Source organism: Micromonospora sp. 050-3 (assembly GCF_046549335.1).
In the GTDB taxonomy this organism is placed as follows: Bacteria; Actinomycetota; Actinomycetes; order Mycobacteriales; family Micromonosporaceae; genus Micromonospora; species Micromonospora trifolii.
This window is the reverse complement of the sequence record NZ_JAJPVX010000002.1, coordinates 1,058,656-1,082,058: the sequence shown is the minus strand read 5'-3', so window position 1 is coordinate 1,082,058 and position 23,403 is coordinate 1,058,656. Positions and strand designations below refer to the sequence as shown.

The following is a 23,403-nucleotide window of genomic DNA, read 5'->3' as shown; positions in this document are numbered from 1 at the left end:
GCCGCCCATTTTCCGGCCGGCGGGAGGCTCAGCCGAGGTCGACCCGTGTGCGGTGCAGCAACTCCACCAACTCCGCGCCGTCGGCGGGGCCGAGGGCCGTGAACGCCGGCGCGGCCAGCCGGTTGGTCACCGCCTCCGCCCAGAGTCGGCGGCGCACCAGCGGCCCGATCGGCGGGTACGGCGGCGGCCAGCCACAGGCCACCGCCCCGGCCTCGCCCTCCGGCCCGGCGAGCACGGCCTCCAGCGGGGTCATCCCGGCGGCGCGTACCGCCAGCAGGTAGGCGCCGGTGAAGTGTTCCCGGAGCAGCCGCAGCCCGGCGGCGCTGCGGGCCCCGGGAGAGAGATCCGGAAGCGGCATGGCCCGCCACGCGGCGAAGAGCGGCATCGCACTGGTCTCCGCGGCCACCACGGCCCGCTCGACGAGCGCCGACAGGCGCTCGGTGCCGGGCAGGGGGCCGAGTTGCTGGGCCCCCCACCGGCAGCATTCGGCGAGGCTCGCGGCGGCCACCTCGAACGGCCGAACAACCCGGGCGGCGGCGTCCCAGCCGTCGGCGACCGCGTCCGGGGCGATGAACCCGAGGGCGGCGGCGGCCGTCTCGGCCCGCACGTCGCCGAGCGCGCCGGCCCGGCCGCTGATGTAGAAGGCCCAGCCGGAGATGCCGAGCAGTCGGGCCCGGCGCAACGTGGTCGGGTCCCGGCTGAAGGCGTCGCCCAGGTCGAGCACGACGGGCTTACTGGCGGCCGCGACCTGCTCCGGAGTCACCGCGGTGCCCCGCTCGGGCAACCGGACCCGGCGACCACGACCACGCCCCGACCCGGGGCCACTCGCCGTGTACGGCCCGCACACTCGTCGTCGTCCATCGATGGTCAGTCTGCCGCGCCACCGCCCGCGTCCGCATTCCCCTCTTCGGCCGCCAGTGCCTCGACCGCCGCCTCGACCTCACCCGCGCGTCGCCGGGCCACGGTGACCGCCCGCTCGGCGGCACGCCGGGCGAGCTTGGCCCGGCTGAGGTCCTGCTCGGCGACCGCGCGCCGCCGCTCCAGCTCGGCCAGCTCGGCCTCAAGGCGATCGAGTGCGGCCGCACCGTCGCGCTCCTGCCCGGTCGCCTCGGCCAGCTCGGCCTCGGCCCGCTCCTGGTCGGTCTGGGCCTTTGCCAACTCCCGGTCCAGGGCGCGGCGCTGCCGGGCCCGCTCGGCTCGGGCCGCCCGCTGTGCGGCCCGTTCGGCCTGCTCGGCACGTTCGGACGCCCGGTCCGTGCGGGGTGCCGCCTCCGCACGGCCCCGTTGGGGGCCGGGTCGGCGGGCCGGGCGTTCCTCCTCGTGCTCCTCGTCCTCGCCGGTGACCAGCCGCAGTTGCGGCCGGGGCACCTCACCGAAGCCGGCGTAGCTGGCCGCCCGCAGCAACCGGCCGGCCCGCACCTGCTCGGCGACCTCGGCGTCGGAGAACGCCGCGTTCAGCGTCGCCTCCACCTCGGCCAGTGGCAGCCGGCTCGCCGGTGGCGCGTCCGGCTCGGCCGCGGCGAGCTTGCGCACCTCGGCGACCAGGGCGCCGACCACCGCCCGGCGCTGCGCGGACAGCTCCCGCAGTCGGGGCCCGCGCAGCTCCCGCTGGGCTACCCGCAGGGCGTCGGCGAGCTGCACCAGATCGGCGACCAGCTCCGGGCGTCGGATGGCGAGCAGGTTCACCAACCAGGCGGCCACCGTCGGGCGACGCAGCCGGGCCAGCTGCCGGGCGGTGGTCGGGTCGCCGGCCTGGCGGGCCTCGGCCACGGCGGCGTCCCGGGCGGCCACGAACCGGTCCGGTGGGGTGCGGTAGAGCTGCTGCACCAGCTCAGCGGAGAGGCCGGGCATCGGGTCAGACGTCCACCCGGCTACCGGGCTCCAGCCGCTGGTATTCGGTGCCGGACAGCGCTGTGTACTGCCCGTTCAGCACGCCCAGCCCGTTGTCGTTGAGCAACGCGTCGTGTAGGGCGTACGCCCGCCGGGGCGCGACAGCGCGGATGAAGTCGAGCACCTCGGAGAACTTCGACCAAGGGGCGTGGATCGGCGCGAAGAGCGTGTCGACAGGTGTCTCGTCGGGCACCACCAGCGAGTCGCCCGGGTGGTAGACCACGTCGTTGATCAGGTAACCGAGATTGTCGATCACGGGGATGTCGGGGTGGATCACTGCGTGTCGCCCCCCGTACGCCCGGACGGCGACACCGGCGGCGGTGAACGACTCACCGGGCGTGACCGGGTGCAACACCTCGGCCGTGTCGCCCAAAGTCTCGGCGAGCGAGGCGGGCCCGTGGATCGGGATCGACCGCCGGTCGAGCTGCCGCCGCATCGCCGCCAGGTCGAGGTGGTCGGGGTGCTTGTGGGTGATCAGCACCGCGTCAGCACCGTCCAGCGCCGACGCGGCGTCACTGAACACCCCGGGGTCGACGACCAGCACTCCCCCGTCGTGTTCCACCCGAAGGCAGGAGTGGGCGTACTTGGTGAGCCGCATCGTGACTCCTCGATTATCGAATCGTGACGTCCTCAGCGCAGTCTGCCGGAACCAGCCGGCGTGCGCGTCGCGTCCGAGCTATCGCCACACCGGTTGACGACGATGGGAGCGGGGATGGACGGACAGGTGGGACGACGCCGCAGTGCGCTGCTGGCGGCGACGACACTCGCGGCGGCGCTGGCGCTGACGGGGTGCGGTGCCGGCGACAGCGGGGCGCAGGACAGCGCGGGCACGGCGGCCGAGGCGCCAGCCGCCAACGGCGGCGAGGCGGGCCGGGACGCCGCCGCGGGCGCGCCGGAGGGGGCCGGCGCCGGAGCGCCGGATCTGCGGGTCGACCAGCGGGCGATCATCTACACCGGAACGATGCGGGTGCAAGTGGACGATGTGGACTCGGCCGCCCGCGAGGCGACCACCGTGGCCACCCGGGTCGGCGGCTTCGTCGGTGGCGACGAGCGGCGCAGTGCCGACGACGACGACGCGGTGGCGGAACTGGAGCTACGCGTACCGGCGGCGAAGTTCACCGAGGTGGTCGAGGAGATCGCCAAGCTGGGTCGGCAGCAGAGCCGGGAAATCAACACTCAGGACGTCACCGAGGAGACCGTCGACCTGGACGCCCGGATCACCAGTCAGCGCGCGCGGGTGGAGAGCGCCCGCCGGTTGCTGGCCCGAGCCTCCTCGATCACCGACCTGGTGTCGTTGGAGAACGAGTTGGGTCGACGGGAGGCCGACCTGGCCTCGCTGGAGGCCAAGAAGCGACGCCTGGCCGACCTGACCGCCCTCTCCACGATCACCGTGTCGCTGGCGGGCCCGGCGGCGAAGGACACCGAGGAGGAGGCCGATACCGGCTTCCTGGTCGGGCTCAGGGGCGGCTGGAAGGCGTTCGTCGTCTCGATGACCGTTCTGCTCACGGTGCTGGGCGCGTTGCTGCCCTGGCTGGTGGCGTTCGGCGTACCGCTGGTGGTGCTGTTGGTGCTGCTGCGCCGGCGGCGCAAGGCCCCGGCTCTGGTCGCGCCGGTCAGCGCGCCGCCGCCAGTGCCTTCAGCGCGGTCTGCACCATGACGCGGACGCCGACCGGGATGGCCCGCTCGTCCACGTCGAAGCTCGCCCGGTGCAGGTCGACGTTGGGGCCGGAGCGACCCACGCCGAGCCGGGCGAGGGCGCCAGGGACGTACTCCAGGTACCAGGAGAAGTCCTCGCCGCCCATGCTCTGCGGTGTCTCGGCGATCCCGCCCGGGCCGAGTGCGGCGGCGGTGGCGGCGGTCAGCACCTGGATGGCGCGGGCGTCGTTGCACACCGGCGGTCGGCCGCGTAGGTATTCCAGGTCGACGGTGGCACCGGTCGGTGCGATCACGTCCCGCACCACCTGAGCAACGATCTTGGGAGCCTGCTCCCAGGTGTCGCGGTCCATCACGCGGAGGGTGCCGGAGGCGCTCGCCTCGGACGGGATGACGTTGTAGCGGGTGCCGGCCGAGGCGTGGCCGAAGACCAGCAGCAGGCCGCTGTTGGCCGGCACCCGGCGGCTGACCAGGGCGGGCACCTCGGTGATCAGCCGGCCGAGGGCGTCGACCATGTCCACTGTCAGGTGCGGGCGGGCGGTGTGCCCGCCCGGGCCGGAGAGCCGGACTGTCACGTTGTCTGCTGCCGCGGTGATCGGGCCGACCCGCAGGCCGACCTGGCCCACCGGCAGGTTCGGGTCGCAGTGCAGCGCGAAGATCTGCACCACGTCGTCCAGGCCACCGGCCTCGATGACCTCCAGCGAACCGCAGGGCAGGATCTCCTCGGCCGGCTGGAAGATGAGCCGGACCCGGCCGTCCAGCTCACCGAGGTCGGCGAGCTGGGCCAGCAGCATGCCGACGCCGAGCAGGATCGAGGTGTGCACGTCGTGCCCACAGGCGTGGCAGACGCCCTCCACCGTCGACCGGTACGGGACGTCCTTGGGGTCGTCCAGCGGCAGGGCGTCGATGTCGGCGCGCAGCGCCACGACCGGGCCGTCCGGCCTGCCGTTGACGTCGCAGATCACGCCGTTGCCCTTGGGCAGCAGGCGCGGGGTCAGCCCGGCCAGCGACAGCTCCCGGGCGATCAGCGCGGCCGTCTCGAACTCGTTGCCGGAGAGCTCAGGGTGCGAGTGGAGGTGACGGCGCGTAGCGATCAGCCCCGGTGCCCGGAGCGCGAGAAGGTGGTCCAGCTCGCGGGGCAGGGGCTGGGATCCCGGTGGCGTTTCCGGCCAGGACGACGCCAGCTGGCCATTCGTGGGCAGCGTCAACGCACTCGTCACGTCGAATTCTCGATCACTAGGAATGGATGGATCATCGGAGACAGCAGACAGCCTAGACCTCCGACGGTGACGCTGCGCAACCTCGTTACGGTAATGATCGGACCGCGCAGAGTCACGTATGCCCTGCTGGGGGCGCTCGTCAAGGCGGGGGACAGCAGGTAGATCACGGTCGAATGCCGTCATCAGCCCCTCACCTCCTACAACGCGTAACCGATCCGGGCTGTCACGAATCCCGGCGCCAGTCGGAGCCCCGTTGCCAAATTGTCGCATTAGTCGGGGTGATGAACTGACACTCCGACAATTAGCCGACCACACTCCGCAACGAGCCGGATAAGGACGCTCACACGCACCCACCCACCGTGGGCGCACAGGGTGTGCGTCCCGGCTCAACCGACCGGATACCCGTTGACAGCGCTTGACACACCGCCCCGAGGCCGCAGTCACGGCCAGGCGCTCAGCCGCAGTCGTGGCCGGAGCGCTCAGAAGCGGTCGGTGGGCCGGTACAACCCCCACACCTCACGCAGCGTCCCGCAGACCTCGCCCACCGTCGCCCGGGCCCGCAGCGCCTCCTTCATCGGGTACAACACGTTCTCCGTGCCCTCGGCGGCGGCCCGAAGATCGGCGAGCGCCCGCGCCACCGCGTCGGCGTCCCGCTCGGAGCGCAGCCGGGCCAGCCGGTCGGCCTGGGCCGCCTCGATCGTCGGGTCGACCCGCAGCGGCTCGTAGGGCTCCTCCTCGTCAACTGTGAACCGGTTGAGCCCGACCACCACCCGCTCCCCCGAGTCGATCTCCTGGGCGATCCGGTACGCGGACTGCTCGATCTCCCGCTTCTGGAACCCGGCCTCGATCGCGTCCACCGCCGAGCCGTGGTCGGCCACCCGCTCCATCAACTCGACGGCGGCGGCCTCGATCTCGGCGGTCATCGCCTCCACCACGTACGACCCGGCGAACGGGTCGACGGTGGCGGTCAGGTCCGTCTCGTAGGCCAGCACCTGCTGGGTACGCAGCGCGAGCCGGGCCGCCTTCTCGGTGGGCAGAGCGATCGCCTCGTCGAAGCTGTTGGTGTGCAACGACTGGGTGCCACCGAGCACGGCGGCCAACCCCTGCACCGCCACCCGAACGAGGTTCACCTCCGGCTGCTGGGCGGTGAGCTGCACGCCAGCGGTCTGGGTGTGGAACCGCAGCATCAACGACTTCGGATCCTTGGCGCCGAAGTCGTCCCGCATCAGCCGGGCCCAGATCCGCCGGGCGGCGCGGAACTTCGCCACCTCCTCCAGCAGCGTGGTGCGGGCCACGAAGAAGAACGACAGACGGGGCGCGAAGTCGTCGACGGCGAGCCCGGCGGCCAGCGCCGCCCGTACGTACTCCACCCCGTTGGCCAGGGTGAACGCGATCTCCTGCGCGGGCGTCGCGCCGGCCTCCGCCATGTGGTAGCCGGAGATGGAAATGGTGTTCCACTTCGGCACCTCGCTGCGGCAGTACGCGAACGTGTCGGCCACCAGGCGCAGCGACGGCTTCGGCGGGAAGATGTACGTCCCCCGGGCGATGTACTCCTTGAGGATGTCGTTCTGGATGGTGCCGTTGAGCGCCGTGCCCGGCACCCCGTTCTCCTCGGCGACGAGTTGGTAGAGCAGCAGCAGCACCGAGCCGGGCGCGTTGATCGTCATCGAGGTGGACACCTTGTCCAGGGGGATGTCGGCGAAGAGCAGCCGCATGTCCTCGATGGAGTCGATAGCGACACCCACCTTGCCGACCTCGCCGTGCGCGATCGGCTCGTCGGAGTCGTAGCCCATCTGGGTGGGCAGGTCGAACGCGACCGACAGGCCCATCGTGCCGGCCCGCAACAGCTGGTGGTACCGCGCGTTGGACTCGGTGGCGGTGCCGAAGCCGGCGTACTGGCGCATGGTCCACGGGCGGGAGGTGTACATGGTGGGGTAGACACCCCTGGTGTACGGGAACTCGCCCGGGCTGCCGAGCCGGGAGTCCAGGTCCTCCGGAAGGTCGGCCTCCGTGTAGACGCCGTTGATCGGGAAACCGGACTCACTTGACCGCCGTTGGTTCATCCCCGGATGGTAGGACGCCTGGCCACGTCGTCGGGTGAGGGATACCGCACAGTGCGTCCCGACCGGTCGACACCAGGTGAACGACAGGGCACGTTCTGTCGACTTCGATAAACGTCCGTCGCGTCGGCTTTCGCATCGGGCGTCGGAACCAGCAAGATAGGGGGGTTGTGTCCCAGCCCCCCTCGATTTCCCCCGGTGGCTTTTCTGTGACTCAGATCCCGACGTGGAGCGGCGGACCAGTTAGTCCCGCCAACGGACGAGCGGCGCCCGGCACCACCATTGGTGGCCGGTACTCGCTGCGGTCCTCGGTGGGCAACGGCGGCATGGGCACGGTGTGGCGCGCCACAGACACCCTGCTGCGCCGTGACGTGGCGGTGAAGGAGGTCGTCCTGCCCCCGGGGCTGGCCCCCAGCGACCGCGACGCGATGTACGAACGCACCCTGCGCGAGGCCCGCGCCGCCGCCGCCATCCAGCACCCCGCTGTGGTGCAGGTGTACGACGTGGTCACCGAGGCCGGCCGGCCGTGGATCGTGATGGAGCTGCTGGACGCCCGCAGCCTCGCCGACATGGTGATCGAGGACGGGCCGGTCGCGCCCCGCGCCGTCGCCAAGATCGGTATCGCGCTGCTCGGCGCGTTGGAGGTCGCGCACGCGATCGGCGTGCTGCACCGCGACGTCAAACCCGCAAACGTGCTGATCTGCACCGACGGGCGCTGCGTGCTGACCGACTTCGGTGTCGCTCGGATGCCCACCGACGTGCAGCTCACCACCCCCGGCATGGTGCTCGGCTCGCCGCACTTCATCTCGCCCGAGCGGGCCATGGGCCAGGAGTTCGGCCCGCCCAGTGACCTCTTCTCGCTGGGTGTGACGCTCTACACGGCTGTCGAGGGGCGACCCCCGTTCGACAAGGGCGACCCGATCGAGACCATGCACGCCGTGGTGGAGGACCCACCCGCCCCGCCGCAGCGCAGCGGCCCGCTGACCCGGGTGCTGATGGGTCTGTTGGAGAAGGACCCGGCGCGCCGACTCGACGTGCACACCTCCCGGGCCATGCTGCGCGAGCTGCTCGCCGGCCCGCTGGGCAGCACGGCGACGGCTGTGCACTCGGTCACCGACCCGTACGCCGTGGTGCCGGTGCAGCAGCGCCCCATCCCCGTCCTTCCGCCGGCCCAGCCGGAGCCGAAGCCGGACAGCCAGATCGGTGGCCCGGCGATGCTGGCCCCGGGTGAGTCCCTGACCGACCGGCTGGCCTCGATGCGCCGGGGCGAGCGCCCGCAGGCAGCTCGCGCGGCCGGCGCAACCGGCGGTCTCGACGAGACCAGCGCCGACGCGTTGGCCGGCCCGCTGCACACGCCGACCGGCGCGATGCCGACCCCCGGCCGACCGGCGGCCGGGCGCACCTACGGTGGCAACGCGGACGCCACCCAGCGGGTGGACGCCGGCGGGCACCCCGACGCCACCCAGCGGGTCAGCTACGGCAGCCCGGCCGATGCCACCCAGCAGGTCGGGTACGGCGGCGCAGCACCGGAGGCCACCCAGCGCGTCGGCGGCACCTACGGCGGCGGCAACCAGTGGTCGGTGCCGGGCACCGGTCAGCCCTGGGCGACCACACCCGCCGCTTCGGGCGGCAGCGCGTTGGACAAGGTCCGGGCCACCGGTGGTCAGCTCGTCACCACGGTCAAGGGCTGGCCGCGCAAGGTGCAGCTCGCCGCGGCCGGCGGTCTGGTCGTCGTGTTGCTGCTCACCGCTGTCGCGCTCTCCAGCGGCGACGACCCGCCGCCGAACACCCCGGCGGCGCAGCCCACCGCGTCGTCCGCCCCGGCGGCTCCCACTGTCGAGATGCAGGAGCACACGGCCCGCGGAATCCAGGTCATGGTGCCGAAGGGGTGGAAGAAGACCACCGGCGGTTCGTACACCGACTACGTCGACCCGACGGACAGCGGCCGCAAGGTCCGCATCATCACCGAGAAGTGGAGCAGCAGCTCCACCCGATGGGCCGAGACGGCCGAGAACGGCCTCAAGACCCGGAGCACCTCCTGCGTCAAGCCGTACAACCAGATCTCCTCCACCGAGACCGAGCTGGCCAGCAAGCCGGCAGCGGAATTCGAGTACACCTGCGGTGAGGGTGACGCGATGCGGCACGGCGTCTGGCGGGGCGTGGCGCAGGACGGCAAGGCGTACTCGTTCTACCTCACCGCCACCGACGCCAAGTTCGCGGAGAGCAAGCCGATCTTCGAGGAGATGACGCGGACGTTCCAGCTCACCGGAAACGGCTGAGCCGGAGGGAACCCACAGGGGTGATCCGTCGCCGTGCTATCAAGGGGCATGGCGGCGGACACCACTGACATCGACGACATTCGCGAGCAAGCCCGGCGTTGGCTGGCCGACGACCCCGACCCGGTCAGCCGGGACGAGCTGACGGCGGTGCTCGACGGGCTGCCGGCGAGCGCCCCGGAGCTGGCTGACCGGTTCGCCGGCCCGCTGACCTTCGGCACGGCGGGCCTGCGCGGCCCGCTGCGCGCCGGCCCGAACGGCATGAACCTCGCCGTGGTCACCCAGGCCGCTGCCGGCCTGGTCACCTGGCTCGCGGCCCAGGGAGGCACCGGCCCGCTGGTGATCGGGTACGACGCCCGGTACGGCTCCCGGCAGTTCGCGGAGCGCACCGCCCAGGTGGCCACCGGCGCGGGCCGCCCGGCCCTGCTGCTGCCCCACCCGCTGCCCACCCCGGTGCTGGCGTACGCGGTGCGGCACCTCGGCGGTGTCGCCGGCGTGATGGTCACGGCCAGCCACAACCCGCCGCAGGACAACGGCTACAAGGTCTACCTCGGCGCTGAGCTGGGCGGCGAGTTGGGCGCTGGCGCGCAGATCGTGCCACCCGCCGACGCCGGTATCGAGGCGGCCATCCGATCGGTCGGGCCGCTGGCCCAGGTGCCGTTGGGCGAGCCCGGCCAGGTGCTCGGCGACGACCTGGTCGCCTCGTACGTCGAACGGGCCACCGCGGTGATCGACCCGGACGGGCCACGGGACCTGACGGTGGCGTACACGCCGCTGCACGGGGTGGGAGCGGCGGTGCTCACCGCCGCCTTCGCCCGCGCTGGCTTCCCGACCCCCGGGGTGGTGCCCGACCAGGCCGAGCCGGACCCGGCGTTCCCCACCGTGTCGTTCCCCAACCCTGAGGAGCCCGGTGCTGTGGACCGGCTGATCGCCCTGGCCGACTCCACCGGCGCGGACCTCGCCATCGCCAACGACCCGGACGCCGACCGTTGCGCTGTGGTCGTCCGGGACGACCGCGACGGCTGGCGGATGCTGCGCGGCGACGAGGTGGGTGTCCTGCTCGCCGACCACCTGATGCGCCGGGGGGTGACCGGCCTCTACGCCACCACCATCGTGTCGTCGTCGCTGCTGCGGGCGATGTGCGCTGCCCGGGGCCTGCCCTACGACGAGACGCTGACCGGCTTCAAGTGGATCGTGCGGGCCGGCGGCGGGAGCGCGCCGCTGGTCTTCGGCTACGAGGAGGCGCTCGGTTACTGCGTCGCCCCGGAACACGTCCGGGACAAGGACGGGATCACCGCCGCGCTGACAGTGGCCGAGTTGGCCGCCGGCCTGAAGACGCAGGGTCGTACGTTGACCGACCGGCTGGACGAGCTGGCCGCCGAGTTCGGCGTACACCACACCGACCAGCTCTCCGCCCGGGTGGACGACCTGCGGGTCATCTCGGACGCGATGGCCCGGATCCGGGCGGCCACCCCGGCCACCCTGCTCGGGCAGCCGGTGGACAGTGTCCGGGACCTGCTGCCCGAGTCGGACGTGGTGATCCTGCGGACCGCTGTGGCCCGGGTGGTGATCCGCCCGTCCGGGACCGAGCCGAAGCTCAAGGCGTACCTCGAGGTGGTGGAACCGGTAGTGGACGGTGACGTCCAGACGGCCCGCAGCAGGGCGGCGCAGGCCGTCGCCGCCCTGCGCGGCGAGATCGCCGCAGCTCTGGGGCTCTGACCGGCGCGCGGGGTCAGCGGCGCGGGCCGAGTGCCTGGTCGACGGCCTTGGCCAGGGCGGCGACGACCAGGCCGACCGACGGCCGGACCACCGAGTCGTCGGTGCTCACCTCGCCGGAGAACCCGGCGCCGGTGGCGATCTCCGTCAACCGGCGGCGGGCGTCGGCGGCGGCCTCGCCGCTCACCCCGAGCGCGGACTCCATCCGGAGCACCACTACCAGGGTGGCCAGCGCGGCGGTCCGCTCGTCCGGGGCTGCCGCGCCGGTCAGCGCCTCGGCCAGCCGCTGCCGGGTCTCCGCCTCGACGGAGGTGTCCACGACCGGGTAACGGTGCACGTGGATGAAGCCCAACTCGGTCTCGTCGACGTCCCGGACGACGCCCTGCCGGCACAGGTCGGCGAGGATCCGGTCGCGCAGGCCGTGCCGCAGACGCTGCACCCAGGACGCCGGGGTGTGCGGGGTATCGGCGGTGATCCGGCTGAGGACATCGTCGCTGAACGGCTCGCCGGTCGGCGTCGGGTCGATCACCGTCAGGGACCCGTCGGCGTACGCGATCCGGCCGGCCAGAGCCAGCTCGACCAGCACCGCGGCGGCCATGCCCAGGTCCAGGCTGATCCGTGGCATGGTCGCCTTGCCGGTCGTGTCGTCGTAGGCGAGGAGCAGCAATTCCTCGGCGAGCGCAACACCAGTCATGGCCGGAGACGGTAGCGGGTCCGCGCACCGCGCGCACGGACCCGCCGGACCCGGCACCGACCGGGTGTCCCCTCAGAAGCGGGGCATGCCACCGAACTGGCGGTCACCGGCGTCACCGAGGCCGGGGACGATGAACATGCTGTCGTTGAGCCCCTCGTCGATCGAGGCCGTGACCAGGCGCAACGGCAGGCCGGAGCGCTCCAGCCGGTCGATGCCGACCGGGGCGGCGAGCACGCAGAGCACTGTGATGTCGGTGCAGCCCCGATCGGCCAGCAGCCGACAGGAGTGCTCCAGCGAACCACCGGTGGCCAGCATCGGGTCGAGCACCAGCACCGGCAGCCCGGCCAGGTCGCGGGGCAGCGACTCCATGTACGCGCGAGGCTCGTAGGTCACCTCGTCGCGGGCCAGGCCCACGAAACCCATCGACGACTCGGGCAGAAGGCCCAACGCGGCGTCCGCCATGCCCAGACCGGCGCGCAGCACCGGGACCAGCAGCGGCGGGTTGGCCAGCCGGGTGCCCTCGGTGCCGGTGACCGGCGTCTGCACCGGGTACCGCTCGACGGGGAAGGTGCGCGCCGCCTCGTACACCAGCATGGTGGTCAGTTCGTGCAGCGCCGCCCGGAACGTCGAGGAATCGGTGCGCGCGTCCCGCATGGCAGTCAACCTGGACTGGGCCAGCGGGTGGTCAATGACGTGTACGTCCACGATCGCTCAACCTACCGGTCCGTACCGCGCGGCGGTGCGGGTGCGGTCGGACCAGGGACGCCGCTCACGTCGGCAGGTCACCGAGCGCTCGTGAGCAAGATCACTCGGCGGTCCGGTGCGTAGACTTCTCGGCATGACGGCGACAACGACGTCGGCCCGGTCGGAGCTCTCCGAGCTGGGACGATCCGAGACCGCTCTGCGGACCTTCCTGCACGGCCTGCCCGGCGTGGACCAGGTCGGCGCGGAGCAGCGGGCGGCACAGCTCGGCACCCGCTCCATCAAGACCACCGCCAAGGCCCGGGCGATCGACCTGGCGATCCGGATGGTCGACCTGACCACCCTGGAAGGGGCGGACACCCCGGGCAAGGTGCGCGCGCTCGCCGCGAAGGCCCTGCGCCCGGACCCGGCCGACCCGTCCTGCCCGCACGTCGGCGCGGTCTGCGTCTACCCGGCGATGGTTCCCCACGTGGCGGAGGTGCTGCGCGGAAGTGGTGCCGGGTCCGGGCGGCCATCCGGCGAACCGGGACATGCGGGCGGCGCCGCGCCGGCCGGACTTGGCATTGTGCACCTGGCCAGCGTGGCGACCGCGTTCCCGTCGGGTCAGGCGCCGTTGGAGATCAAGCTGGCCGACACCCGGGCCGCCGTCGCGGCCGGCGCCGACGAAATCGACATGGTGATCAACCGGGGTGCGTTCCTGGCCGGGCGGTACAAGGAGGTCTACGACGAGATCGTGGCCACCAAGGAAGCCTCCGGGGATGCCCACCTCAAGGTGATCCTGGAGACCGGCGAGCTGGCCACCTACGACAACGTTCGGCGGGCCTCCTGGCTGGCCATGCTGGCCGGCGGCGACTTCATCAAGACCTCCACCGGCAAGGTCCCGGTCGCGGCGACGATGCCGGTGACCCTGGTCATGCTGGAAGCGGTCCGCGACTTCCGCGAGGCGACCGGGCGTCAGGTGGGCGTGAAGCCCGCCGGTGGCATCAAGACCACCAAGGACGCGATCAAGTACCTGGTGATGGTCAACGAAACCGTCGGCCCGGACTGGCTCGACCCGGACTGGTTCCGCTTCGGCGCCTCCAGCCTGCTCAACGACCTGCTGATGCAGCGCACCAAGCTGACGACCGGCACCTACTCCGGTCCCGACTACTTCACCCTGGACTGATAGCCGATGTTCGAATACGCCCCCGCCCCCGAGTCCCGCTCGGTGGTGGACCTCAAGCCCTCGTACGGGCTGTTCATCGACGGCACGTTCGTCGACCCGACCGACGGTGGCAGCTTCAAGTCGATCAACCCCGCCTCCGAGGAGGTGCTGGCCGAGGTCGCCGAGGCCGGCGCCCAGGACGTGGAACGCGCGGTCCGCGCCGCCCGGAAGGCGTACGACAAGGTCTGGGGCCCGATGTCGGGCCGGGACCGGGCGAAGTACCTGTACCGGATCGCCCGGCTCATCCAGGAGCGCTCCCGCGAGCTGGCCGTCCTCGAATCGCTGGACAACGGCAAGCCGATCCGCGAGTCCCGCGACGTCGACCTGCCGCTGGTAGCCGCGCACTTCTTCTACTACGCGGGCTGGGCCGACAAGCTGGAGCACGCCGGGTTCGGCCGGAGGCCGACGAGCCAGCACAGTGGGGCGAACCCGCAACCCCTTGGGGTTGCGGCGCAGGTCATCCCGTGGAACTTCCCGCTGCTCATGCTGGCCTGGAAGATCGCTCCGGCGCTCGCCGCGGGCAACACCGTGGTGCTGAAGCCGGCCGAGACCACCCCGCTGACCGCGCTGCTCTTCGCCGAGATCTGCCAGCAGGCCGAGCTGCCGGCCGGTGTGGTCAACATCCTCACCGGCGCCGGCGACACTGGCCGCGCGCTGGTCGAGCACCCCGGCGTGGACAAGGTCGCCTTCACCGGCTCCACCGACGTGGGCCGGGCCATCGCCCGGTCGATCGCCGGCACCCGCAAGAAACTCACCCTGGAGCTGGGCGGCAAGGCCGCCAACATCGTCTTCGACGACGCACCCATCGACCAGGCCGTCGAGGGCATCGTCAACGGCATCTTCTTCAACCAGGGGCACGTCTGCTGCGCCGGCTCCCGACTGCTGGTCCAGGAGAACGTGGCCGACCGGGTGCTGGAGTCGCTGAAGCGACGGATGGCTCAGCTCCGGGTCGGCGACCCGCTGGACAAGAACACCGACGTCGGCGCGATCAACTCGGCCGCCCAGCTGGAGCGGATCCGCGAACTGTCCGACGCCGGGTCGGCCGAGGGCGCCGAGCGCTGGTCACCGCCGTGTGACCTGCCCGACCGGGGCTTCTGGTTCGCGCCGACCATCTTCACCGGCGTCACCCAGGCTCACCGGATCGCCCGCGAGGAGATCTTCGGCCCGGTGCTGTCGGTGCTCACCTTCCGCACCCCGGCCGAGGCCGTGGAGAAGGCCAACAACACGCCGTTCGGGCTGTCGGCCGGGATCTGGACCGACAAGGGCTCCCGGATCCTGTGGATGGCCGACCGGCTGCGCGCCGGCGTCGTCTGGGCCAACACCTTCAACAAGTTCGACCCCACCTCGCCGTTCGGTGGGTACAAGGAGTCGGGCTACGGTCGCGAGGGCGGCCGGCACGGGCTGGAGGGCTACCTCAATGTCTGAGCGGGTCGCGGTACGCAAGACGTACAAGCTCTTCATCGGCGGGAAGTTCCCGCGCAGCGAGTCGGGACGGTCGTATCTCGTGCAGTCCTCGAATGTGTCACTGGCCTCCCGCAAGGACGCCCGGGACGCTGTGGTCGCCGCCCGCGCCGCCGTCAAGGGCTGGGCCGGCGCGACCGCGTACAACCGGGGTCAGATCCTCTACCGGGCCGCCGAGATGCTGGAGGGCCGCCGCGAACAGTTCGTCGCCCTGGGCATCCCCGGCGACGAGGTGGACGCCGCGATCGACCGCTGGGTCTGGTACGCCGGCTGGGCCGACAAGCTCGCCCAGGTGTACGGCGGCGCCAACCCGGTCGCCGGCCCGTACTTCAACATCTCCGCGCCCGAGCCGACCGGCGTGGTCGCTGTGGTCGCCCCGGAACGCCCGGCGCTGCTCGGCCTGGTCAGCGTGATCGCCCCGGCGATCATCACCGGCAACACGGTGGTGGTGGCGGCCTCCCCGAGCGAGCCGCTGGCGGCGGTGACGCTGGCCGAGGTGCTGGCCACCTCCGACCTGCCCGGCGGTGTGGTCAACATCCTCACCGGCGCGATCACCGAGACCGCGCCGACGTTGGCCGCGCACATGGACGTCAACGCGATCGACCTGACCGGGGTCACCGACGCCGCGCTCGCCACCGACCTTGAGGTCAAGGCGGCGGAGAACCTCAAGCGGGTGCTCCGACCGGCCCCGGCCGACCACGACTGGACCGGTGACCCGGGGGTGGCGCCGATGACCGCGCTGTTGGAGACGAAGACGGTGTGGCACCCCAAGGGGGTGTGATCGTTTTTGCTCGGCCTTCTGGGTTTTCCGGGGGAGCCCCGCCCGCTCCGGGCGGTCAGGCTTGATCCCTGCGCGGGCGGGGCTCCCCCGGAAAACCTGACGTGGGCCGGGTTCGTCGGGTGGGTCAGCTCAGGGGTTCTGCCTCGGGTTGGGCGGCCCGCCCTCGGACCTCAAGTGCGGTGATCATGGGGTTGGCGGGGGTGTTGATCTCCTGGGGGTCGGTCAACCTCATGATCGGCCCGGTGGGGTGGGTGGGGGGTCTACTACCGGGGGTAGGATTGGTTCGTGACTCGGTTGGGCGATCTTGAGCGTGCGGTGATGGACGTGCTGTGGGACGTGGTTCCCGGCACGTCGGACGGGGTGACCGTGCGCGAGGTGGCCGACGCGCTCGATGGCCGCGAGCTGGCGTACACCACTGTGATGACAGTGCTGGACCGGCTCGCCGGCAAGGGCATGGTGCAGCGGGAGCGGGAGGGCCGGGCCTGGCGGTACCGTCCGGCGGCCAGCCGCGAGGCGCACATCGCTCAACTCATGCTCGACGCCCTCGACCTGGGCGGCAGCCGGGACGCCGCGCTGGTGCGGTTCGCCCGCTCGGTGACCGGCACCGAAGCCGAGGTGCTGCGAGCAGCCCTGGGCAGCGAGGCCGGCCTGACCGGGCCGGGCTCCACCGGCGGCGACGCGGGCGGGGCCGACACCCTGACCGATCGGGTGGACGGGCCGGCGGGCCGACGACCCGCCGGCGAAGCAGCGGAGCGGTAGGGCGCACACCATGGCCTACGCCGTGCACTTCGCCGCCACGATGCTGGCCTGCTATCTGACCGCCCAGGTATTGGCCCGCTCCACCTGGACATGGCGCAGCCCCCGGGTGGCGATCCTCTGCTGGCAGGCCGTCGGGCTGGCGTTGGGCCTCTCGGCGATGGGCCTGCCGATGGCGCTCGGGCTGAGCGCGTACGACCGGCCGACAGGTAGCGCACTGCTCGCCCTGGCCAACGACCTCGCCCACGGCGCCCTGCCGATCGGGGTGGGCACGTTCCACCTGGCCGGCGTCGGCGTGGGCTTCGGCATCGGAGCGGTGCTGGTCACGACGACAGTGCGCAGCATCCACGGCACCGTACGCGCCCAGCGTCGCCACCGGGACCTGCTCTCCCTTGTCGCCCGGAACGACCCGGCCGCGCCGGGCGCACTGGTGCTGGATCATCCGAGCGCCGCCGCGTACTGCCTGCCGGGCGTGAAGCCACAGGTGGTGGTCAGCGCCGGCACCCTGAGCCTGTTGGACCGGGCCGAGCTGGCCGCGGTGCTCAGTCACGAGCGTGCGCACGCCCACGAGCGGCACGACCTGGTGCTGCTGCCGTTCACCGCGCTGTGCCGGGCGCTGCCGTGGTTCGGCTGGGTGCGCGACGCGCACGAGCGGGTCGCCCTGCTGGTCGAGATGCGCGCCGACGACAAGGCCCGCGAGCTGCACGCCGAGGCCCCGCTGGCGGGGGCGCTACGCCGGTTCGCCGCCGCCGGGCACCGGATCACCCCGGCCGGCGCTCTCGGCATGGGCGACCGGGATCTCGACGTACGGGTGCAGCGCCTGCTGGTCAGCGACCGGCCGCCCCGGGTGCTGGGCGCCACCGCCCTCGCGGTCGCCACCACGCTGGTCGCCCTCCCGGTCACCCTCTTCCTGAGCTGACGGGCCAACCCCGCCCCACGCCACTGCCCGGGTGACGGCGTGTCGCCGGCCGGGTGGGCAGGTGGGCGAAGCTCCCTTTGCTCTGCTTCAACCCACGCACCACATGCGCGGCAAAACCCTCGCGTGGATTGAAGCAGAGCAAAGGCGGCAAGGCGGGGTAGGCGGCCCCCTCGTCTGCCGCTGCCTCGCCGCACCTCCCCAGCAAACGCAGCTACTACGCCTCGTCGTAACATTGACTACGACAGGACGTAGTAGAGTTTTTATGTAGGCTAGCTACGTGTAGGGTGGCTACGACAAGGCAGCCAACGCTATGGAGGGCTGGTCATGGACACCCTGCTCCTCGCCCGCCTGCAGTTCGCCACTACCACGTCGATCCACTTCCTGTTCGTCGTCGTCACGCTCGGGCTGGTCACCCTGCTGGTCGGCATGCAGACCGCCTGGGTGCTCACCGGCAACCCGAAGTGGGAGCGGCTGACCCGCTACTGGGGCCAGCTCTACGTGATCAACTATGTGCTCGGCATCGCCACCGGGATCGTGATGGAGTTCCAGTTCGGGCTGAACTGGAGTGGCCTGTCGCGCTACGTCGGCAACGTCTTCGGGGCGCCCCTGGCCATCGAGACGCTTGTGGCGTTCTTCCTGGAGTCCACGTTCCTCGGCATGTGGATCTTCGGCTGGCACCGGCTCGGCAAGGGCGTCCACCTCGCGCTGCTCTGGGGCGTGGCGATCACCGCGTACGCCTCGGCGTTCTGGATCATGGTGGCCAACTCCTGGCTCCAGAACCCGGTCGGGTACGAGGTCCGCGACGGGATCGCCCACCTCACCGACTTCGGCGCGCTGCTCACCAACCCCAGCCTCGGCATGGCCTTCGGGCACGTTGTCTCGGCGGCGCTGCTGGTCGGCGGGATGCTGATGGCGGCGGTCAGCGCCGGGCACCTGATCCGGCGTACCCCGGACTTCGCGCTTTTCCGCACCTCGCTGCGGATCGGCCTGGTCACCGCGGCACTGGCCATCACGATGGTGCAGGGCTTCGGTTTCGCCCAGTTCGGCCCGGTGGGCTCGGTGCAGCCGACCAAGTTCGGCGGCGACAGCCTGGAGAGCCAGGCGCTGATCGCGGAGTGGACCACCCGGTTCGGCCCCGGCGACTACACCCCACCGGTGCTGGCCAGCGTCGGGTTGGGCTTCATGATCCTGATCGGCTTCACCCTCGGCTGCGTCTGGCTCCTGCTGCCCCTGCTCTTCCGGGACTGGATCATCCGACTGCGCTTCCCACTCTGGCTGATCCTGCTCGCCCTGCCGCTGCCGTTCATCGCGGTGATCCTCGGCTGGATCTCCCGGGAGGTCGGCCGTCAACCCTGGGTGGCGTACGGGCTGCTCCCCACCGAGCAGGCCGTCTCCCCGGTCAGCGCACCGCTGATGCTCACCTCGCTGATCGGGTTCAGCCTGCTGCTGGGCACCCTCGCCGTCACCAACTGGGTGCTGCTCGCCCGGCACGCCAGGCGCGGCGCGGCCGACCCGGCGCTCGGCCGCCCACCGGCACCGCCCAGCGAGCCGGCCCACCCCGAACCCGCCCTCATCTGAGGAGTAGACAGTGGACCTCGCCTGGTACGCCCTGCTCGGCCTCTTCTTCGCCAGCTACCTGGTGCTCGCCGGCTACGACTACGGCGTCGGGCTGCTGCTCGCCCGCGGCGTCGGCCCGGCCGGGCGGCGGGAGGCGCTCACCGCGCTCGGCCCGTTCTTCCTCGGCAACGAGGTCTGGCTGGTGGCCGCCATGGGCATCCTCTTCGGCGCGTTCCCCCTCCTGGAGGGCGAGTTGCTGGCCGGCTGCTATCCGGTCGTCGTCGGCGCCCTGGTCGGCGTCATCCTGGTCACCGTCGGGGTGCAGCTGCGCAGCCGACCCAGCCACGAGCGGATCCGCGCCCGCTGGGACCGCGTCGTGGTGATCGGCAGCGCCCTCGCCGCGCTGGGCTGGGGTGCGCTGCTCGCCGCGCTGTTGCAGGGCGTACCGCTGCAGGCCGACGGGCACGTCGCCGGGGTGACGCACCTGGCCACCCCGTTCGCGGCCGCCGCCGGGCTGACCATGGTCACACTGGTAGCGGTGCACGGGGCGACCTTCCTCACCCTGCGGCTGTCGGCCGAGGCCGCCGCCGCGGTCGGCCGCACGGCCCGTCGGCTGGTCCCGGTGGCGCTCACCGCCGTCGCCCTGGCCACCGTCGTGGGCCTGCTCTCCGCCCGGGTACGCGACGCCGTGCAGCGGCCGGCGGTGGCCCTACTCCTGCCGGTGCTGCTCGTGGCGGCGCTGCTGGCGGCCCGCGCGGCGCTGACCCGGCGGCGGCCAGGATGGGCTCTGGTCGCCACCGGCGCGGCCCTGGCGCTGCCGGTGGTGCTGGTCGGAGCCGCTCTCTGGCCCTACGTTCTGGTGTCCACGACCGACCCGGACGCCTCGTTGCGGGTGGCCGACGCCGCCGCCAGCGCGCCGACACTGCGGCTGCTGGGCTGGGTGGCGCTGCCGCTACTTCCGGCCCTACTAGGCTTCCAGGCGATGTGCTGGTGGGTTTTCCGAGGACGGACCGACGGTAGGGCACCGGTGTACTGGTGAGCCGCCGTCCGTTCGACCCGCGTCTGCTGCGCCGGGTCCCTGCGGCCCGGGGCGATCTTGCCGTGCTCGCGCTCCTGGGGGTGCTGGCCGCCGGGTTGATCGTGGCGCAGGCCACCGCGCTCGCGTCGCTGCTGGCCACGGCGATCGACGGCCGGCTGGATCGACCGGCGCTGGCCGGCTTCGTGGTCGCGGTCGCCGCCCGCTCGGCACTGGTCTGGGCGCAGGGCACGGTCTCGGCGCGGGTCGCCGCCACGGTCAAGGCCACGCTGCGGGCCGACCTGCTCGGCGCTGTGGGCCGGCACGGGCCCGGCTGGGTGGCCGGGCAGCGGGCCGGTGAGATCGCCACCCTGGCCGGGCGTGGGTTGGACGCGCTGGACGCGTACTTCACCGGCTACCTGCCGCAACTGGTGCTCAGCGTGACGGTGCCACTGGCGGTGCTGGCGCGGGTGGTCTTCGCCGACTGGAGTTCGGCGGTGATCATCGCGCTGACCCTGCCGCTGATCCCGGTCTTCGGAGCGCTGCTCGGCTGGCAGGCGCAGGCCGCCACCGAACGGCAGTGGCGGCGGCTCGCACTGCTCGGCGGGCACTTCCTCGACATGGTCGCCGGGCTGCCCACGCTGCGCGCGTTCGGGCGGGCCCGGGCGCAGACCGACGTGGTGCGCCGGATGGCCGACGGTCACCGCGTCGCCACCATGAAGACGCTGCGGATCGCGTTCCTCTCCGCGCTGGTCCTCGAGTTGGTCGCCACCCTCTCAGTGGCGCTGGTAGCGGTGCCGGTCGGCATCCGCCTGCTCGGCGGCGGGCTGGCCCTGCAGACCGCGCTGCTGGTGCTGCTGCTGACCCCGGAGGCGTACCTGCCGCTGCGGGCCGCCGGCAGCCGCTTCCACGCAAGCATGGAAGGGCTGGCCGCGCTGGACGAGGCGTTGACCGTCTCCGCCGCACCCACCGCGCCCCGGGCCGCCGAGGGCGCCTCCGTCCCGGACGCGCGGGCCGAGATCCGGTTCGAGGGGGTGACAGTGGCGTACGAGCGGACCACAGCGCTGCGCGACGTGACACTGACCATCCGGCCCGGTGAGCGGATCGCCATCATCGGGCCCAGCGGCGCCGGCAAGAGCACACTGCTCGGCCTGCTGCTGGGCTTCGTGGTGCCGACCAGCGGCCGGATCACAGTGGACGGGGTCGACCTCGCCACTGCCGACCCGGACGCCTGGCGTCGGCAGCTCGCCTGGGTGCCGCAGCGGGCGCACCTCTTCGCCGCCTCGCTGGCCGACAACATCCGCCTCGGCGCGCCGGACACCCCGGCCGACGCACTCACCGCCGCCGTGCACGACGCCGCCCTTGACGACGTGGTGGCCGGCCTGCCCGACGGGCTCGACACCCTGCTGGGCGAGCGCGGTCACGGGCTGTCCAGCGGGCAGCGGCAGCGGGTGGCACTGGCCCGGGCGTTCCTGCGTGCCGCCCCGGTGGTGTTGCTCGACGAACCCACCGCCCGACTCGACACGGCGGCGGAGGCGGTGGTGCTCGACGCCACCCGTCGCCTGGTCGCCGGGCGGACGGCGCTGCTGGTCGCGCACCGGCCGGCGTTGCTGGCCGACGCCGACCGGATCCTGCGCATCGAGGACGGTCGGGTCACCGAGTTGACGCCCGAATCGACCGGGAAGGCCACCCGATGACCGGGGAACACGGGCCGGCGGTGGCCGACGCGGCACCGGCCGGGCGGGCCGCCGCCGAACGGGCCGTGCTGCGACTGGCCCGGCCGTACCTGGGCCGCCTGGTCGGAGCCGGGCTGCTGGCGGCAGCCACCGAGTTCGCCGGGCTCGCCCTGATGGCCACCGCCACCTGGCTGCTGATGAGCGCCGCCGGTCAGCCTCCGCTGGACCGCCTCACAGTGGCGATCGTCGCGGTCCGGGCGCTGGCGATCAGCCGGGGCGTGTTCCGCTACACCGAACGGCTCGCCGGGCACGACGCGGTGCTCCGCATGATCACCGACGTCCGGGCCCGGGTCTTCGCCACCCTGGCGGCCCGCCGTGGCACGGCGCACCGCTCGGGGGACGTGCTGAGCCGCCTGGTCTCCGACGTGGAGGCCGTTCAGGATCTGCTGCTGCGGGTGCTGGTGCCCGCTTCGGCGGCGGCAGTGGTCGGATTGTCGGCGGTCGCCGTGGCGGCGCTGATCTCGCCACCGGCCGCCGGCGCGCTCGCCGTCGGGCTGCTGGTCGCCGGGGTGGCGCTACCCGCGTTGGCCACCGCGGTCACCCGCCGCAGCGCGGCCGAGGTGGCCCCCCTGCGGGGCGCGCTGGCCACCGACGCGATCGACCTCACCCACGGCGCCGCCGACCTGGCCGCGTTCGGCGCGACCGACGTCACGCTGCGCGCCGCCGAGCAGCGCGCCCACCGACTGGCCCGGCTGGAACGTCGGCTGGCCGCCACCGGGTTCGCCGTCGACGCAGCCGGTGTGCTGGCGGCCGGCGTGACCGCCGCAGCTGTGGTGCTGGTCGCGCTCGCCGCCGACGTGCCGGGAGTGCTGGTGGGCGTCCTGGCCGTCGGCACACTGGCAGCCGTCGAGGTGACGCTGGCGTTGGTCGCGGCGGCCCGGCAGTGGACACAGCTGCGGCCCGGCCTGACCCGGGTGGCAGATCTCCTCGACGCCGACCCGCCGACCGCGCCGACCGCGACCGGTCCAACGGACCTGAGCGGTCCGCACGAGCTGCGCTTCGTCGACGTGACAGTGCGGTACCGGGCCGGTGCGGCGCCCGCCCTGGACGGGGTCAGCCTGGACCTGCCGGCCGGACGCCGAATCGCTGTCGTCGGCCCGAGCGGCGCCGGCAAGAGCACCCTGGCCGCCGTGCTGACCGGCACCGTCCGGCCCGCGTCCGGCCGGGTCACCCTGGACGGTCACGACCTCTCGACGTACGCCGAGGAGGCGCTGCCCCGCGCGGTCGGCGGGCTGCTGGCCGAGGCGTACGTCTTCCATGCCACGGTGCGGGAGAACCTGCTGCTCGGGCGGGCCGCGGCGGACGAGGAGGAGCTGACCGCGGCCACCGCCGCCGCCGGCCTGCTGGACTGGGTCCGCGCCCAGCCGGCGGGCTGGGACACGCTGGTCGGCGAGGAGGGCGGGCAGCTCTCCGGCGGGCAGCGGCAGCGGCTGGCGCTCGCCCGCGCACTGCTCGCCGCGCCGCCGGTGCTGGTGCTCGACGAGCCCACCGAGGGTCTGGACCCGACCGCCGCGGACGCGGTGCTCGCGTCCGCCCTCGCCGCCACCCCCGCCGGGCACTCGGTGCTGCTGATCAGCCACCGGCTCAGCGGGCTGGCCGAGCTGGACGAGATCGTGGTCCTGGACGGCGGCCGGGTGATCCAGCGCGGTCGGCACGCCGAGTTGGTCGCGACCCCGGGCTGGTACCGGGACCAGTGGCTTCTCCAGGCCGCCGCCGAACGGGGTTACCTGGCGCTCGCTCCCTGACCCGACTCGGGGGCGGAC

Annotated in this window: 19 protein-coding genes; 12 read left to right on the top strand and 7 right to left on the bottom strand. The window is 72.7% G+C overall.

Translation table 11 applies throughout. The annotated features are described in order from the left end of the window. Positions 1-28 precede the first annotated feature (28 nt). The 3 genes from ACLJOK_RS20035 to ACLJOK_RS20025 form a co-directional block, all read right to left on the bottom strand. On the bottom strand, positions 29-763 hold the full coding sequence (locus ACLJOK_RS20035) for an SCO6745 family protein (protein ID WP_410820256.1): 735 nt from the start codon (positions 761-763) through the stop codon (positions 29-31). Between the two features lie 104 nt (positions 764-867). Continuing rightward, positions 868-1,851 (bottom strand): hypothetical protein, encoded by a 984-nt coding sequence (locus tag ACLJOK_RS20030; RefSeq protein WP_410820255.1) that lies wholly within the window; start codon positions 1,849-1,851, stop codon positions 868-870. A 4-nt stretch (positions 1,852-1,855) separates the two neighbouring features. Continuing rightward, a complete protein-coding gene (locus ACLJOK_RS20025) occupies positions 1,856-2,488 on the bottom strand; it encodes an MBL fold metallo-hydrolase (RefSeq protein ID WP_410820254.1) in 633 nt (210 codons plus the stop codon). Between the two features lie 93 nt (positions 2,489-2,581). Between ACLJOK_RS20025 and ACLJOK_RS20020 the strand changes: the two genes are divergently transcribed. Further along, positions 2,582-3,547 carry a DUF4349 domain-containing protein gene (locus ACLJOK_RS20020; RefSeq protein WP_410820253.1) on the top strand — a complete coding sequence of 322 codons (966 nt, stop codon included), beginning with the start codon at positions 2,582-2,584 and terminating at the stop codon, positions 3,545-3,547. Here ACLJOK_RS20020 and ACLJOK_RS20015 read toward each other — a convergent pair. Both ACLJOK_RS20015 and ACLJOK_RS20010 read right to left on the bottom strand, forming a co-directional pair. Beyond that, entirely contained in the window at positions 3,504-4,763 is a 1,260-nt protein-coding gene (locus ACLJOK_RS20015; protein ID WP_410820252.1) for an amidohydrolase, read from the bottom strand. The genes ACLJOK_RS20020 and ACLJOK_RS20015 overlap by 44 nt on opposite strands. Before the next feature lie 479 nt (positions 4,764-5,242). Beyond that, positions 5,243-6,826, bottom strand: coding sequence for a methylmalonyl-CoA mutase (locus ACLJOK_RS20010; RefSeq protein ID WP_410820251.1), 1,584 nt, complete (start codon positions 6,824-6,826; stop codon positions 5,243-5,245). A 206-nt stretch (positions 6,827-7,032) separates the two neighbouring features. On the opposite strand from ACLJOK_RS20010, the gene ACLJOK_RS20005 reads away from it, so the two are divergent. Together ACLJOK_RS20005 and ACLJOK_RS20000 are read left to right on the top strand one after the other, a co-directional pair. Next, on the top strand, positions 7,033-9,102 hold the full coding sequence (locus ACLJOK_RS20005; RefSeq protein WP_410820250.1) for a protein kinase domain-containing protein: 2,070 nt from the start codon (positions 7,033-7,035) through the stop codon (positions 9,100-9,102). Between the two features lie 48 nt (positions 9,103-9,150). Then, on the top strand, positions 9,151-10,818 hold the full coding sequence (locus ACLJOK_RS20000) for a phospho-sugar mutase (protein ID WP_410820249.1): 1,668 nt from the start codon (positions 9,151-9,153) through the stop codon (positions 10,816-10,818). Between the two features lie 13 nt (positions 10,819-10,831). Here the strand turns inward: ACLJOK_RS20000 and ACLJOK_RS19995 are convergent, their stop codons facing one another. Next, positions 10,832-11,509 carry a GOLPH3/VPS74 family protein gene (locus ACLJOK_RS19995; RefSeq protein WP_238679674.1) on the bottom strand — a complete coding sequence of 226 codons (678 nt, stop codon included), beginning with the start codon at positions 11,507-11,509 and terminating at the stop codon, positions 10,832-10,834. 72 nt (positions 11,510-11,581) lie between these two features. Continuing rightward, positions 11,582-12,214, bottom strand: coding sequence for a uracil phosphoribosyltransferase (gene upp, locus ACLJOK_RS19990; RefSeq protein WP_410820248.1), 633 nt, complete (start codon positions 12,212-12,214; stop codon positions 11,582-11,584). 133 nt (positions 12,215-12,347) lie between these two features. On the opposite strand from upp, the gene deoC reads away from it, so the two are divergent. The 9 genes from deoC to cydC all read left to right on the top strand — a co-directional run bounded on the left by deoC (position 12,348) and on the right by cydC (position 23,385). Beyond that, positions 12,348-13,376, top strand: coding sequence for a deoxyribose-phosphate aldolase (gene deoC / locus ACLJOK_RS19985; protein WP_410820247.1), 1,029 nt, complete (start codon positions 12,348-12,350; stop codon positions 13,374-13,376). A 6-nt stretch (positions 13,377-13,382) separates the two neighbouring features. After that, entirely contained in the window at positions 13,383-14,840 is a 1,458-nt protein-coding gene (locus ACLJOK_RS19980; RefSeq protein ID WP_410820246.1) for an aldehyde dehydrogenase family protein, read from the top strand. Further along, the gene (locus ACLJOK_RS19975) at positions 14,833-15,657 is read left to right on the top strand and encodes an aldehyde dehydrogenase family protein (RefSeq protein WP_410820245.1); all 825 of its coding nucleotides are present in this window, start codon (positions 14,833-14,835) and stop codon (positions 15,655-15,657) included. Before ACLJOK_RS19980 ends, ACLJOK_RS19975 begins: the two co-directional genes overlap by 8 nt. Positions 15,658-15,942: 285 nt before the next feature. Next, positions 15,943-16,416, top strand: coding sequence for a BlaI/MecI/CopY family transcriptional regulator (locus ACLJOK_RS19970; RefSeq protein WP_112601951.1), 474 nt, complete (start codon positions 15,943-15,945; stop codon positions 16,414-16,416). 10 nt (positions 16,417-16,426) lie between these two features. Next, a complete protein-coding gene (locus ACLJOK_RS19965) occupies positions 16,427-17,332 on the top strand; it encodes a M56 family metallopeptidase (protein WP_410820244.1) in 906 nt (301 codons plus the stop codon). Positions 17,333-17,656: 324 nt separating this feature from the next. Next, the gene (locus ACLJOK_RS19960) at positions 17,657-18,910 is read left to right on the top strand and encodes a cytochrome ubiquinol oxidase subunit I (RefSeq protein WP_410820243.1); all 1,254 of its coding nucleotides are present in this window, start codon (positions 17,657-17,659) and stop codon (positions 18,908-18,910) included. 10 nt (positions 18,911-18,920) lie between these two features. After that, complete coding sequence (locus ACLJOK_RS19955) at positions 18,921-19,928, top strand: cytochrome d ubiquinol oxidase subunit II (protein ID WP_410820242.1); 1,008 nt, start codon at positions 18,921-18,923, stop codon at positions 19,926-19,928. Continuing rightward, positions 19,925-21,601, top strand: a complete 1,677-nt coding sequence (gene cydD, locus ACLJOK_RS19950) for a thiol reductant ABC exporter subunit CydD (RefSeq protein WP_410820241.1) — start codon at positions 19,925-19,927, stop codon at positions 21,599-21,601. The genes ACLJOK_RS19955 and cydD overlap by 4 nt, the downstream gene beginning before the upstream one ends. Further along, the gene (cydC, locus tag ACLJOK_RS19945; RefSeq protein WP_410820240.1) at positions 21,598-23,385 is read left to right on the top strand and encodes a thiol reductant ABC exporter subunit CydC; all 1,788 of its coding nucleotides are present in this window, start codon (positions 21,598-21,600) and stop codon (positions 23,383-23,385) included. Before cydD ends, cydC begins: the two co-directional genes overlap by 4 nt. Positions 23,386-23,403: the final 18 nt, after the last annotated feature.